Origin of the sequence: Herbaspirillum lusitanum (assembly GCF_046025995.1) — a bacterium.
In the GTDB taxonomy this organism is placed as follows: Bacteria; Pseudomonadota; Gammaproteobacteria; order Burkholderiales; family Burkholderiaceae_D; genus Herbaspirillum; species Herbaspirillum lusitanum_A.
On sequence record NZ_JAQQFM010000003.1, the window covers coordinates 312,981 to 327,367 of the forward strand.

13 protein-coding genes are annotated in these 14,387 nt (G+C 63.4%); 1 reads left to right on the top strand and 12 read right to left on the bottom strand.

Features of this window, described 5'->3' with window-relative positions; genetic code table 11:
• Nucleotides 1–7 precede the first annotated feature (7 nt).
• Together PQR62_RS07270 and PQR62_RS07275 are read right to left on the bottom strand one after the other, a co-directional pair.
• On the bottom strand, nt 8–586 hold the full coding sequence (locus PQR62_RS07270; protein WP_408156301.1) for a disulfide bond formation protein B: 579 nt from the start codon (nt 584–586) through the stop codon (nt 8–10).
• Nucleotides 587–598: 12 nt separating this feature from the next.
• Entirely contained in the window at nt 599–757 is a 159-nt protein-coding gene (locus tag PQR62_RS07275; RefSeq protein ID WP_408156303.1) for a DUF5993 family protein, read from the bottom strand.
• A gap of 190 nt (nt 758–947) precedes the next feature.
• Here PQR62_RS07275 and PQR62_RS07280 point away from each other — a divergent pair, with 190 nt between their 5' ends.
• A complete protein-coding gene (locus PQR62_RS07280; protein ID WP_408156306.1) occupies nt 948–1,907 on the top strand; it encodes a 3-hydroxyacyl-CoA dehydrogenase NAD-binding domain-containing protein in 960 nt (319 codons plus the stop codon).
• A 30-nt stretch (nt 1,908–1,937) separates the two neighbouring features.
• Here the strand turns inward: PQR62_RS07280 and PQR62_RS07285 are convergent, their stop codons facing one another.
• The 10 genes from PQR62_RS07285 to PQR62_RS07330 form a co-directional block, all read right to left on the bottom strand.
• Nucleotides 1,938–2,960, bottom strand: coding sequence for an XdhC family protein (locus PQR62_RS07285; RefSeq protein WP_408156308.1), 1,023 nt, complete (start codon nt 2,958–2,960; stop codon nt 1,938–1,940).
• Nucleotides 2,961–3,545, bottom strand: a complete 585-nt coding sequence (locus tag PQR62_RS07290) for a nucleotidyltransferase family protein (RefSeq protein WP_408156310.1) — start codon at nt 3,543–3,545, stop codon at nt 2,961–2,963.
• Nucleotides 3,542–5,740 (bottom strand): aldehyde oxidoreductase molybdenum-binding subunit PaoC, encoded by a 2,199-nt coding sequence (gene paoC / locus PQR62_RS07295; RefSeq protein WP_408156312.1) that lies wholly within the window; start codon nt 5,738–5,740, stop codon nt 3,542–3,544. Before paoC ends, PQR62_RS07290 begins: the two co-directional genes overlap by 4 nt.
• Nucleotides 5,741–5,744: 4 nt before the next feature.
• Nucleotides 5,745–6,698, bottom strand: coding sequence for an FAD binding domain-containing protein (locus PQR62_RS07300; RefSeq protein WP_408156314.1), 954 nt, complete (start codon nt 6,696–6,698; stop codon nt 5,745–5,747).
• Nucleotides 6,695–7,363 carry an aldehyde dehydrogenase iron-sulfur subunit PaoA gene (paoA, locus tag PQR62_RS07305; RefSeq protein ID WP_408156316.1) on the bottom strand — a complete coding sequence of 223 codons (669 nt, stop codon included), beginning with the start codon at nt 7,361–7,363 and terminating at the stop codon, nt 6,695–6,697. Before paoA ends, PQR62_RS07300 begins: the two co-directional genes overlap by 4 nt.
• 623 nt (nt 7,364–7,986) lie before the next feature.
• Entirely contained in the window at nt 7,987–9,123 is a 1,137-nt protein-coding gene (locus PQR62_RS07310; protein WP_408156318.1) for a C45 family autoproteolytic acyltransferase/hydrolase, read from the bottom strand.
• Nucleotides 9,124–9,271: 148 nt separating this feature from the next.
• A complete protein-coding gene (locus PQR62_RS07315) occupies nt 9,272–10,852 on the bottom strand; it encodes an ABC transporter substrate-binding protein (protein WP_408156320.1) in 1,581 nt (526 codons plus the stop codon).
• A 55-nt stretch (nt 10,853–10,907) separates the two neighbouring features.
• The gene (locus tag PQR62_RS07320; RefSeq protein WP_408156322.1) at nt 10,908–12,599 is read right to left on the bottom strand and encodes a dipeptide ABC transporter ATP-binding protein; all 1,692 of its coding nucleotides are present in this window, start codon (nt 12,597–12,599) and stop codon (nt 10,908–10,910) included.
• A complete protein-coding gene (locus tag PQR62_RS07325) occupies nt 12,596–13,417 on the bottom strand; it encodes an ABC transporter permease (protein WP_408156324.1) in 822 nt (273 codons plus the stop codon). The genes PQR62_RS07320 and PQR62_RS07325 overlap by 4 nt, the downstream gene beginning before the upstream one ends.
• Nucleotides 13,414–14,358 carry an ABC transporter permease gene (locus PQR62_RS07330; RefSeq protein ID WP_408156326.1) on the bottom strand — a complete coding sequence of 315 codons (945 nt, stop codon included), beginning with the start codon at nt 14,356–14,358 and terminating at the stop codon, nt 13,414–13,416. Before PQR62_RS07330 ends, PQR62_RS07325 begins: the two co-directional genes overlap by 4 nt.
• Nucleotides 14,359–14,387: the final 29 nt, after the last annotated feature.

Here is a 14,387-nt window from a genome sequence, read left to right on the forward strand (position 1 = left end):
GGCCGGCCTATTTGCCCAGCAACTGATAAAAGGTCGGATCGTCTTCACAAGCGCCGCCGCCGCATTCCAGTACGGTCGATAGCAGATTGCCTGCCACCAGCAGCACGAACAGGATGCCGGCCAGTTTGCCCCAGCGTGATTTCCAGCCGGCTTCGCGCGCCGGCGTTTCCCAGCTCTTGAGCATCAACAGCAGCGCAATGCCGGCTATGGCGGCCAGTGCACTCAGTACCGCCCATGTATAGAAATGCAGGCCGAACAAGGTCGAGCCGTAGCCGGTATCGCCCGGCGTGATGTGCAGGAACACCTGACGCGTGGCGATCACGCCGGTGGCCAGCGCACCGGCCAGCGCCACGCCGTAATGCGCGCTGCGCACACCGAAGCGCACATTCATCAGCAGGCCGATGCCGATCAGCATCATGCCGGCGCGCTGCAGCAGACAGAGCGGGCAAGGCAATTCCCTGAGCGCCAGCTGGTAATAAAACGCAATCGACAGCGAGGCGCAGATGCCGAACAGGCCGAGGATATTGAGCACATTGCCGAGACTGGAAGCGCGATCGCGCGAGGAAGACAGCGTCGAAGAATTCATGATCGTCGTTACTCAAAAAGACAGATTGAGCGGACTGGTCGCATGGAAGCTGAACCAGTACAGCGTGACGGCGATAGTCGCCAGCCATAGCGCATAACCGATTTTTTTCAGACCGGCGACGATGCCGATGGCGGCCAGCAGGCCCAGCAGGAAGGGAAGATACATGAACATGTTGAAAGCCTTTGTCGAATGCCGGCGTTTTACTTGTGCCGGGATGATAGCAAAGCGGGCTGCAGAATAGGAGGTAAACTGCGGTGCAAGGCAGCAATGGAATCGGGCGCCAGGCATCAGAAAATCCAGGGCGCCGATTCGGATTTGCATGGCTGACAACAGAACAAGAAATCTGAACGAGGAGAACCACATGACCGAATTGAAGCAGGCTGTACGCGACATCAAACGCATCGCGGTGGTTGGCACCGGCGTCATCGGCGCCAGCTGGGTGGCTTACTTTCTGGCGCAGGGACTGGACGTGAGCGCCACCGATCCCATGCCGGGCGCGGAAGAGAAATTGCGCGAGGCCATCGGCCGCCACTGGCCCAGCCTGGAACTGCTGGGACTGGCGCCGGGCGCCTCGCTGGATCGCCTCAGTTTTCACGCCGATCTGGAAGATGCCTTGCAGGGCGCCGACTTCGTGCAGGAGAACGGCCCTGAACGGGAAGATCTGAAGATCGATCTGTTCCGGCGCATGGATGCAGCATTGCCGGCGCACGTGATTCTGGCCTCCAGTTCATCCGGCCTGCTGATGAGCAAAGTGCAGGCTGCCTGCGTCCATCCGCAACGCGTGGTGCTGGGCCATCCCTTCAACCCGCCGCACATGATTCCGCTGGTCGAAGTGATCGGCGGCGAACAGACTTCGAGCGAAGCGGTGCAGCAGGCGATGGCGTTTTACACAGCCATCGGCAAGAAGCCGATTCATCCGCGCAAGGAGGTCAAGGGACATATCGCCAATCGCCTGCAGGCAGCCTTGTGGCGTGAAGCCTTTCATCTGGTCGAGCAGGGCGTGGCGACTACCGAAGATATCGACACCGCCATCGCTTACGGCCCCGGCCTGCGCTGGGCGCTGATGGGGCCGTATCTCAATCTGCATCTGTCGGGCGGGGAGGGCGGCATCAGGCATATGCTGGATCACCTGGGGCCGCCGATTGAAAGCTGGTGGGCCGATCTGGGGGCGCCGGCAATCACGGAAGAACTGAAAGCCACCATCAGCGCCGGCGTCGCCAGCCAGATGAGCGGCAAGACGCTGGCGGCGCTGGGCGGCGAGCGCGATCAGTTGCTGCTCAAGCTGATAGCCTCGAAGACGCAGGCCAAGGTTTTGCCCTGAACCTGCGGCCGGAACCGGCGCAGAAATAGCCTAGGCCGGCTCGCCCTCATGCTGCTTGGCATAGGTCACCGAGACTTCACGCGGCAACTGCACGCCGTTCTTGACGGCCAGAATTTCGGCCATCACGCTGACCGCAATTTCAGCCGGTGTCTTGCTGCCGATGTGGATGCCGACCGGGCCGCGCAGCTGCGCCAGCGAGGCCGCAGTCTCGCCGAAGTGTTGCATCATGCGCTCGCGCCGGCTGGCGTTGTTGCGGCGCGAGCCGATGGCGCCGACGTAAAAGGCCGGGCTGTGCAAGGCTTCCAGCAAGGCCAGATCATCCAGTTTGGGATCGTGGCTGAGCGCCACGATGGCGCTGCGCTGATCGGGCTGAAATGCGATCACGGTATCGTCCGGCATTTCGCTCACGGTGCGCACGCCGGGTACCGACCAGGCGCCGATGTATTCCTGGCGCGGATCGCAGACCGTCACTGCAAAGCCGTTGAACAGCGCCATGGTCGACAGATATTCCGCCAGCGCGCCGGCGCCGATCAGCAGCATGCGATATTCGGGGCCGAGCGTGCAGGTCAGGCGGTGGCCGTCGAAATACAAGGTCTGCGGCGCATGCGCGCTGTCCAGTTCGACCCGGCCGTCCTCGCAATGCACCGTGCGCTGCACCAGCGTGCCGGCTTCCAGTTTGCGCACCAGCGTATCCAGCGTCGCATGCGCGGGATCGAATTCCAGCAGCAGTTCCAGCGTGCCGCCGCAGGGCAGACCGAAGCGATGCGCCTCGTCGGCGCTGACGCCGTAGCGCACCAGTTGCGGCTTGCGCTCAGTCTTGCCGGCCGGATGCAGATCGCCCTGATTGCCGGCATAGCGCAGGATCAGATCGTCTTCGATGCAGCCGCCAGAGACCGAGCCGACATGGCGTCCGTCTTCCCGCAGCGCCATCATCGCGCCTATCGGCCGCGGCGATGAACCCCAGGTTCTGACCACCGTCGCCAGCATGGCGCGGGCGCCGGCGGCGCGCCAGTCGCGCAGATCGCGCAGGACTTTGGTATCGATGCTTTCCATTCATTTCTCCCCGATCGCGCTGCTTGCCTGCATGCGCGTGAACATGGCTTCAGCGCGCGCCAGATCCTCCACGCTGTCGATGTCGCTGACGATGCCGGCGTCGTCCAGCACCAGATCCAATACTTCGCCGGCACGACGGCGCGCCTGCACGATAGCGGACGCACCGGTTGCGCCGGACAAGCCGGCCAGCGCATCGAAGCAGTCGCGCCGGAAACCGACCGGATGGCCGCGTTGTTGTTGATACTGCGGCAGCACCACTGCATGCGTGGCGAGTGCCCGCGCCACGCGCTGCAAGCTGTCCGGCTGCACCAGCGGCAGGTCGCCGGGCAGGATCAGCCAGCCCGCTGCATTGGGCACGGCCGCCACGCCGGCCCCAATCGAATCGCCCATGCCGGGGCCGGATGCGCTGCGCACGATATACATCTGTAGTCCCGATTGCTCGACCGCGCGAATCACATGCTGCAGCACCGGCAAGCCGGCGATGGGCGCATCCAGCTTGTGCTGCCGTCCGCCGGAAGCGCGGAAGCGCTCTCCCTTGCCGGCGGCAAGGATGATCACTACCGGCTGGTCGTGAGCGGTATTCAAGCGGAGGCCGGCATCTTGGCGATCAGCTTGTCCAGCGTGACGGGGTAGTCGCGCACCCGCACGCCGGTGGCGTTGTAGACCGCGTTCGAAATCGCCGCGCCGACGCCGCACAGGCCGAGTTCGCCGACGCCCTTGGCCTTCATCGGCGAAGTCATGGGATCGGTCTCTTCGATGAAGATCACTTCCTGATGCGGGATGTCGGCATGCACCGGCACTTCGTAGCTGGCGAGATCGTGATTGACGAAGAAGCCGGTACGCTTGTCCACCACCAGCTCTTCCATCAGGGCTGCGCCGACGCCCATGGTCATGGCGCCGATCACCTGACTGCGCGCCGATTTTGGATTGAGAATGCGACCGGCTGCACAGACCGCCAGCATGCGGCGGATGCGTGTTTCACCGGTGGCGGCATCGACCGCCACTTCGACGAAATGCGCGCCGAAGGTTGATTGCTGAAAGCGCTTGCTCAGGTCGCCGTACTCCATCGTATCTTCGGCCACGATTTCGCCGCCTTCTGCGGCACTGCCGAGCGGCGCCGAGTTGCCGCCTGTGCGCACCATGCCGTCCGTGAACTCGGCCTTGGCCGGATCCATGCCCAGTTTCTGCGCCACTGCTTCGCGCAGCTTGACGCAGGCCGCATATACCCCGGCGGTCGAGCTGTTGGCGCCCCACTGGCCGCCGGAGCCGGCCGATACCGGGAAGTCCGAGTCGCCCAGTTTCACCACCACCTTGTCCAGCGTCACGCCCATCATCTCCGCCGCGGTCTGGGCGATGATGGTGTAGCTGCCGGTGCCGATGTCGGTCATGTCGGTTTCCACCGTGACGATGCCGCTGCGGTTCAGCCGCATGCGCGCGCCCGATTTCATGTTCATGTTATTGCGAAAGGCCGCCGCCACCCCGATGCCGATCAGCCACTGGCCTTCGCGCTTCTGGCCGGGCCGGGCATTGCGTTGCTTCCAGCCGAAACGTTCGGCGCCGGTGCGCAGGCATTCGATCAGGCGGCGCTGCGAGAAGGGCCGGTCAGGATTCTCGGGATCGACCTTGGTGTCGTTGATGATGCGGAACATGATGGGATCGATCTTCAGCTTCTCCGCCATCTCATCCATGGCGATTTCCAGCGCCATCAGACCCGGCGCTTCGCCCGGCGCGCGCATCGCATTGCCTTCCGGCAGATCCAGCACCGCGAGTCGCGTCGCCGTCATGCGATTGGCGCCGGCATACAGCAGACGGGTCTGCTGCACCGCGTTTTCGGGTTTGCCGCCGGCCAGATCGCCGGACCAGGTTTCATGGCCGATGGCAGTGATCTGGCCGTCGCGCGTGGCGCCGATGCGGATGCGCTGAATGGTGGCCGGACGATGCGGGGTGTTGTTGAACATGAACGGGCGCGTCAGCGCCACCTTCACCGGCCGTTTCGCGGCGCGCGCGGCCAGCGCCGCCAGCACCGCTTCCGAACGCAGAAACAGTTTGCCGCCGAAGCCGCCGCCGATGTAAGGCGAGACCAGGCGCACCCTGGCCTTGGGGATGCCGAGCGTGGTCGCCAGCGCAGTGCGGCCCCAGTCGACCATCTGGTTGGAAGTCCAGACCGTGAGCTGATCGCCTTCCCATGAAGCGATGGAGGCATGCGGCTCCATCATGGCGTGGGCGTGATCCGGCGTGCTGTAGGTGGCGTCGAACCTGACTGCGGCCTGTGCGAACGCACCGGCGAAATCGCCGACCTTGGTGTCGGCCTTGCCGCTCTTGGGCATGGCCGCCTGATCGCGCGAGCCGGCCAGATCGTAGTTGCCCTGTTCAGTGATGTATTTCACCTGCACCAGTTGCGCGGCGGCGCGCGCCTGCTCGAAGGTCTCGGCCACCACCACCGCAATCGCCTGATGATAGTGCTGGATCTCGGGGCCGCCGAACAGCCTGGCCGTATTCCAGCTGGCCTTGCCGAGCTTGCCGGCATTCTCGGCGGTGACGATGGCAATCACGCCTGGTGAGCGCTGCGCCGCGCTCACATCCATCGAGGCGATGCGGCCCCTGGCAATCGCGGAGCCGACTGCATAACCGTAGGCCGCATCGGGCGCCGCCTCATGCTGCTCGTAGGCATAGGTGGCGGCGCCGGTGGTCTTGAGCGCGCCATCAATGCGGTCGACCGCGTGACCGATGATCTTGAGCTGATCGATGGGATTGCTGGTGGCGGGAGTATCGAATTTCATGAGATCAGCCTTTCTTCGCTTGTGCCAGCACCGCAGCCAGCGTGCGTTGCACCAGCGGAATCTTGAACGCATTGTCGTGCGTGCTTCTGGCGCCGGCCAGCAGCTTGTCGGTGACGGCCTGGGCGCCGCCCGCCATGCCACGTTCCGCCGCTTCCACCCGCCACGGTTTGTGCGCCACGCCGCCCAGCGCCACGCGGCCGCTGCCGTTGGACTGCACCACGGCCGCCACCGAGATCAGCGCAAAGGCATACGAGGAACGATCGCGCACCTTGCGATAGATATGCGTGCCGCCCAGGGGTTTGGGCAGCTTGACGCCGGTGATCAGCTCGCCCGCTTCAAGCGCGTTCTCGATATGCGGCGTGTTGCCCGGCAAGCGGTGAAAATCTGCAATCGGAATGCTGCGCACCGAGCCGTCGGCTTTGGTGGTTTCGACTTCGGCATCGAGCAGACGCATGGCGACTGCCATGTCGCTGGGATGCGTGGCGATGCAGGCATCGCTGACGCCGATCACCGCATTGTGCCGGCTGAATCCGCCGATGGCCGAGCAGCCGCTGCCGGGCACGCGCTTGTTGCACGGCTGGTTGGTGTCGTAGAAATAGGGGCAGCGCGTGCGCTGCAGCAGATTGCCTGCGGTGGTGGCCTTGTTGCGCAACTGGGTCGAGGCGCCGGCGAGCAGCGCGCGCGCCAGTACGCCATAGTCGCGCCGCACGCGCATGTCCGCCGCCAGATCGGTATTGCGCACCAGCGCGCCGATGCGCAGGCCGCCTTCCGGCGTTGCTTCGATCTTGTCCAGCATCAGACCGTTGACGTCGATCAGATGCATCGGCGTTTCGATCTCCAGCTTCATCAGATCAAGCAGATTGGTGCCGCCGGCGATGAACTTGGCGCCCGGCGTGCTCACCGCCGCAGCGGCTGCCTCGGCGGCAGTGTGCACGCGCTGATAGCTGAAGGCTCTCATGCGGCACCTCCGCCGACTTCGGTGATGGCATCCAGAATGTTGGAGTACGCGCCGCAGCGGCAGATATTGCCGCTCATGCGCTCGCGGATTTCGGCCGCGCTCAGCAAGGGCTGCGCATTCAGATCGCCGCTGACGTGGCTGGGGATGCCCTGCCTGATTTCGTTGAGCACCGAGACCGCGGAACAGATCTGGCCGGGCGTGCAGTAGCCGCATTGATAGCCGTCGTGCTTGATGAAGGCGGCCTGCATGGGATGCAAATGGTCCTTGTTGCCGAGACCTTCGATGGTGGTGATCTTCGAGCCCTCATGCATCACCGCCAGACTCAGGCAGGAATTGATGCGACGACCGTCGACGATGACTGTACAGGCGCCGCACTGGCCATGATCGCAACCTTTCTTGGTGCCGGTCAGATGCAGATGCTCGCGCAGGGCGTCGAGCAAAGTTGTGCGTGTATCAAGATCGAGCTGGTGCTGCAGCTCATTGACCTGCAGCGTGAGCCTGGCGCTCACCGGCGCCCGCGCCGGTGCAGTATTGCCGGTGACCGGGCTATCCGCCTTGCCGGCAGCGGCGGCGGGACTGCTCATTGAGGCAACTGCGGTCGCCGACAGGGCGCTCGCGATCATCATGTCGCGCCGGGAAATTTTGACAAGATCGAAGTCATCCATGGTTCGCTTCCTTTTAGCTGAATTACGATTGGCTGGCGGCGATTGATCTCTTCGCGCGGAGATCATTCTGGAATGGGCCGACTTTCGCAGGTCGGTGTCAGTGCTGGTTCTGGTTCTGATTCAGGCTCTGTTTGAGCCGGGGACAGTCGCTATAGTAAATGCTGCAGGGCATGATGATTCAGCGTCCGGCGCGCATGAACTTATAAGTGAGGTTCATGAATCCCGGTTCCGCGAAATCCGCCAAGGGCTCCGGCCTGCCTGCGGCGCAGACGAATGGATTGGCGATCATCTGCCACATTCTGCGCTTAAACCGGGAATTCATCAGCGCGGCACCGGCTTTCCGGCAATCTTGTTTTTCATGCAACTCAATGTGATCTCATGAGTGAGCTTGGCAACCCGGCTGCATGGAGTGCGGACGGATTAGCCGCAGGCCGCTCATTGCGGTCATGGCTTAGTCAGCTTTGATGGGGCGGAGTTTCAGTTGTCGTTGCCGACGCGAGGTTTCGGCAAGAGATGGATGCACGCAGATGCTTGCGTCTGTTGTCATGCGAGTGCGCCGTATCCGGCATGCGCACCTGAAGGCTTGCGATGAACCAGCCTTCAGGTGCAGTGCTATCGGAATCTCAGGCGAGCAGCACTTGCGGCGCATGGTCGAGGCTGTAGCGGGTGAACACGCGGTTCAGCGCAGGCAAGGGCGCCACTTCCATTTCGCGCGCGGCCGGTTCCATGATCACCATCGCCACCGTGGCCGACAGATTATCGTGGCTGCCCGGACGCGGCGGCCGGCACACCGAATACGGCAGGCCGAAGTTGTCGAAGAAGGCATCCTTCAATTGCTGGCGGCCGAGCTTGGGGCCGGCCTCATTGAGCAGCTTGCGCACGCGCCAGTCGCGGTAATGGCTGTCCGGCGAATTGGCGATGCCGAGATCGAGCAGCTTGGTGCGCGCCACCTGCGACACCCAGTGATTGGCATGCACGATCAGGCCATCATCGCCCGGGTAGAGCGGGAAGGCCTCATTGGTCGTGCATTCGAAGTCGATGCCGAAGCCTTCCGCCATGCCCAGCATGATGTTGTTGGAGCAAGACTTGGGCGTGGTGGCGACCGCCTTCATCGCCAGCGAAAAGATGTCCTGTTCCAGCACCTTGCGCCGGATCAGCGACAGCGGCACGCCCAGTTGGGTGAAGTCGCGATCCGATTCCAGATAGTTGGCGGTGATCGACACGCCGGCGCTGTTGAAACCGCTGCGCGCCAGTCCGCCGGCTTCGACGAAGGTCATGAAATCCGGGCCGTTGTCATTGCGCACGCGCAGCACGATGGACGTGTCGGCGCATTCGGCGCGCCAGTCCCAGTTCTGGCCGTGGATCAGATTGCCGCTGGCCGAACGCTCGGGCAGGATCAGCGCGCCGGTGCAGCCGTCGCCGGCTTCCTTGTCGACTGCCGCAACCTTTTCGGCACGCGCCTTGGCCAGCACTTCGGTGCGGGCATTGATCATCACGATGTCGGCGAAGTCGACGTTGGCGCCCTTGGCGATGCCGCGCATTTCATCGATGTAATGCGGCGCGTAGTCGCCTATCTGTTTCGCGAAAAAATCGATCAGCTGATTGCGCGCCTGTTCGCTGTAGCCCAGCCGCACCAGCGTCTGGCCATACAGGCCGATGCTGCCGCGCACGCGCTCGGCGGCCTGCTGGCCGTATTGCACGCCGCGTTCATGCGGCGTGCCGGAAACGGAAACGAAAGGAAATTGTGTGATGGTGCTCATGATCTCTGGCAATCCTCAAAAAGGGGCAGACAATGCAGCGGCCCGGCGAGAGCGTCTTTCGGTCTCTCGCGCGAAGGTCTGCGTTCGATAAAAATAAATGAGACCCGGGCGGCGGCCTGCCATGCCGCCCGGGTATTACTGGTGCGTTTTATTTGGCGGCAATGCTCGCCGACCACATCAGCGGCATGCTCTCCCAGACTGTGTAGCCCTTCACGCGGTTGCGGATGGCCCAGGCGTCCGTGATGTTGTACAGCACGATCAGCGGCGTCTTGGCGATCATCATGGCGTGCAACTGATCGAACAGCGCCTGGCGTTTCTTGTTGTCGGATTCGACGAAGCTCTGGTCGATCAGTTTCTGTGCCGCCGGGTCGTCCCACACCTTGCGCGACTGCTTGGCCTTGCTGCCGGAGAACTGCTCATAGCTCAGGGCCGGATCGAGACGCGAGGAATAGCTGAATGAACTGATCTGATAATTGCCGCTGTTGTAGCGATCCAGTTGCGTGGCCCATTCCAGCACTTCGATCTGGGCATTGATGCCGACCGCCTGCATCATCGCCTGGCTCAGCACCGCCACCGAATAGCTAGGCACGTGCGCACGCTTGTTGGCCTGGATCACGATAGGCTGGCCGCGATAGCCGGCCTGTTGCAGCAGTTGCTTGGCCTTGGTCGGGTTGTAGGTATAACCCTTCTTTTGTTCTGCGCTGTAGAACAGCGACTTGTCATAGACCGCCGAATTATTGACATGGGCCAGACCTTCCGATGAAGCTTCGACGATCTGATTCATGTCCAGCGACAGCGCAATCGCCTGACGGATGCGCTCGTCCTTGAGCACCGGATCATTGGTCTGCATCAGCAGTGTGTTCTTGCCGCCTTCGCTCGGAATGATCACGCTCAGATTGCGATTGGCCTTGAGCTCCTTGGCGTCGGAAGAGGTGATCTGGCCGGCATCGATGGCGCCCGATTGCAGGCCGGCCTTGGCGGTCGACATGTCCGGCACCACCAGGAACTTCACCATCGGGATCTGCGGTTTTTTCAGACCCAGATAGGCGTCGGGCTTGGTGCCCGGCGGCGACTGGTAATCGGCGAAGGCGCTCATGGTGATGTATTCGCCGCGCTTCCATTCTTCCAGCTTGTAGGGGCCGGTGCCGATGGGCTTGTCCCAGCTGCCGTCTTCCTTGACCGACTTCTTGCTGATCACGGCGGCCATGGCGCAATCGGTGCGCGCCATGTTGTTGAGGAAAATCGCCGACGGCTTGTCGATCTTCAGCACGAAGGTCTGGGCATCGGGCGCGGTCGCCGACAGCACCTTGGTGCCGGAGCGGCCGTCGAAATCGCTCAGGCAGCGCCAGTCGGTCTTGGGATTCATGTAGCGGTTCCAGCTCCACAGCACGTCGGCCGAGCTCATGGCGTCGCCGTTGTGAAACTTGATGCCGGTGCGCAGTTTGAAGGTATAGGTCAGGCCGTCCGGACTGATGGTGATGGACTTCGCCAGCAGCGGGCCGACCGAGCCGTTCTCGTGATAGCCGACCAGGCCTTCGACCATGTTGAGCACCACGCCGTCGGTGGTGTTGTCGCGATTGACGCCGGGATTGGTCGAACGGATATCGGCCGGTTGCGCGACCACGATCTGGGCCGGAGTTTGCGCCTGCGCGATGCTACAGGCGCCCAGCGCCAGCAATGCAAGCGCCGCCGGGGCTTTGAGGCGTGCAATGAACGGTGAAGATGGCATGGCTGAATTCCTCGAAGTGACTACGATGGTTGACTGAGATTGAATGGCGAAGTGATCAGGTGGTGAGCGCATCTTCCGCCGCGACCGGCTCATCGAAGCGCCACTTCAGCTGCATGCCGCCGCTGGCGGTCGGGATCAGCGCCGGAATCGCCGACAGCAGTTTGCGGGTGTAGGCTTGCTGCGGCTGATCGAAGACCGCATCGCGGCTGCCTTGCTCGATGATGCGACCGTTCTGCATCACCAGTACGCGGTCGGCGACCTGCTCGACCACGCCCAGATCATGGCTGATGAACAGGCAGGAAAAACCGTGGCGATCCTGCAGCTCGGCAAACAGCTCCAGCACCTGCGCGCGCACGGTCACGTCCAGCGCCGACACCGGCTCATCGGCAATCACGAAGGACGGATGGCGCACCAGCGCGCGTGCAATCGCCACGCGCTGACGCTGGCCGCCCGACAATTCATGCGGATGACGGTCGCCGTATTTGTCGTCGAGCCCCACCTCTTGCAGCATCTTGCTGACCCGCGCGCGTTTGTCGGCGTTCGACATGCCGTCAATCTGACGCAAGCCTTCGCCGACCAGCTGCGCAATCGTCATGCGCGGATTGAGAGAGGAGTAGGGATCCTGAAACACCATCTGGCAATTCAGGCGGTAATCGCGCCAGCCCGGATCGCTGCGATGGATCGCATGGCCCTTGAACAGAATGTCGCCTTCGGCCGGTTTGATCAGACCGGCGATGGTGCGCCCCAGCGTGGTCTTGCCGGAGCCGGAACCGCCGACCACCGCGACGATTTCCCTGGGTTGAATCGCCAGGTCGATGCCATGCAAAACGCGCTTGGATGCAGTCTTTGAAAACAGGCGCTGATGGCCGCCGTATTCCACCACCAGCTTGCGCACTTCGATCACCGGGGCGGCTGCCGGCAAGGTGCGCGCCGGCTGGCGTCGCGGAATCGCCGCCAGCAGCTTGCGTGTGTACTCTTGTGCCGGCGCCGCCAGCATCGCAGCGGTATTGCCGGACTCGACCACTTCGCCCTGCTTCATCACGATCACGCGTTCGGTATAGCGCGCCACCATCGGCAGGTCGTGGCTGATCAGCAGCACGGCGGTATTGCGTTCACGGGTCAGCGCGACCATCAGCTCCAGCACGTCGCGCTGCACCACCGCATCGAGCGCGGTGGTCGGCTCGTCGGCAATCAGCAGCGCGGGCTCCAGCAGCATCACCGAGGCCAGCATCATGCGTTGGCGCATGCCGCCGGAGAACTCGTGCGGCCAGGCCGCCAGCGCCGCCTTCGGATCGGCAATGCCGACGCGCGCCAGCATGTCGAGCGCCAGTTCGCGGCGCATGGTCTTGCTGAGTGCGGGGCGATGCAGCGCCAGCCCTTCGTCCAGCTGGGCGCCGATGGTCGAGGATGGATTGAGCGAGGTCATCGGCTCCTGAAACACCATGCCGATGCGTGCGCCGCGCAGTGAGCGCAGCTGCGCTTCGCCGGCCTGTGCAATGTCTTGGCCTTCGAACACGATGCTGCCGGCGGTGCGGATCAGCGGCAAGGGCGTCAGACCCATGATGGCGCGCGCCGCCTGGGTCTTGCCGCTGCCCGATTCGCCGACCAGACCGACGAATTCGCCGGGCGCCACCGCGAAGCAAACATCGCGCACGATCTGGCGGCCCCTGCTGCCGATGGCCAGCGTCAGACCGGAGACTTCGACCAGCTTGTCAGTGGCTTTGAGAGGTGAAATCGCAGTCGTCATTCCAGACCTTTCATGCGCGGATCGAGCAGGTCGCGTACGGCGTCGCCGAGGAAATTGATGCCCAGCAGCGTGAGCGCGATGCACAGGCCGGGGAAGATCGACAGATAGGTGGCCTGCGCCATGTAAGGCCGGGCCGAGGCCAGCATATTGCCCCAGGTCGGCGCCGGCGGCGGTACGCCCAGACCGAGGAAGGACAAGGCGCTCTCGGCCAGAATCACCCAGCCGAACATCGAGGTCGCCAGCACCGTCAGCGGCGCAATGCAGTTGGGCAGGATGTGGCGCACCATGGTGTACAGCTCGGAGTTGCCGAGCACGCGCGAGGATTCGATGAATTCCTTCTCGCGCAGCGACAGCACGGTGCCGCGCACGATGCGCGTGACCGATGGCGTATACGCCAGACCGAGCGCCAGGATGATGCCGTACTGATTGGCGCCGAACACCGCCAGAAGGGCCAGCGCCAGCAACAGGCCGGGGAAGGCCAGCAATGCATTGATGAAGGCCATCACGATGCGGTCCAGCCAGCCGCGCACGAAGCCGGTGACGACCCCGATGGCGGTGCCGACGATCACCGAAAACAGCACCGTGAGGCAACTGATCCATACACTGTTGGAAGCGCCGGCCATCAGCCGCGACAATTCATCGCGGCCGAATTCGTCGGTGCCCAGCAGCCATTCGGCGCCGGGCGCTTTGAAGCGCGCGGAGAAACTGATTTTGAGCGGATCGTGCGGGGTCCACACCAGCGCCAGCAAGGCGGCGCCCAGAATCAGCACCACGAACAGCATGCCGATCAGGGCTTGCGGAGTCATAAATTTTTTCATTCGGCCAGCACCCGAGGGTCGAAGAGGGGATAGCAAAGGTCGATCACCAGATTGGTCAGCACGTAGATCACGGCGACGAACAAGAGGCAGCCCTGAATCACCGGATAGTCGCGCGCGAAGATCGCGTCCACCAGCAGGCGGCCGAGGCCGGGTACGGTGAACACGGTTTCCACCACGGCCACGCCGCCCAGCAGATTGCCGAGCACCAGGCCGATCAGGGTCCAGGTGGGACCGAAGGAATTGCGGAAGGCATGGCGCATCATCACCGCGCGTTCGGACAGACCCTTGGCGCGCGCATGCGTGATGTAATCGAGGCGCAGCACTTCCAGCGTGCTGGCGCGCGCCATGCGGATCAGCACGCCGATCTCATGCAGGAACAGGGTCATGATGGGCATCACCAGATACAGCAGCCCGGTCTTCCAGTCGCTCATCACCGAGACATAGCCGACCACCGGCAGCCATTCCAGCTTGAGGCCGAAGAACAGCAGCAACAGCAGGCCCAGCCAGAATGTCGGCAGCGAGACCAGCAGTGTGGCCGCGCCGACCAGCGCCAGATCGGGCAGCCGGTTCTGTTTCCAGGCCGCGATCATGCCGGCCGGCACCGCCACCAGCACGGCCAGAAATACCGCCACCACCACGATCTGGGCACTCACGAAAAAGCGGCTCAGCACCAGATGCAGAACCGGCTCGCCGGTGGTGATCGACACCCCGAGATCGCCGCGCAGCGCATGGCCGCCCCAGATGCCGAACTGCACCGGCCAGCTCTGATCCAGGCCGAGGCGGGTGCGCAGATCCAGCAGGCGCACCGGGTCGGCCAGATCGCCCAGCAGCAGTTGCGCCGGATCGCCCGGAATCAGGCGGATCAGCACGAACACCGCGACGGCGACGATGAACAGGGTCGGCAAGGCCATGGCCAGGCGATTCAGCGTGAAACGAAACATGCCTTGAGTTCTCCGCGATGAAAGAGGTC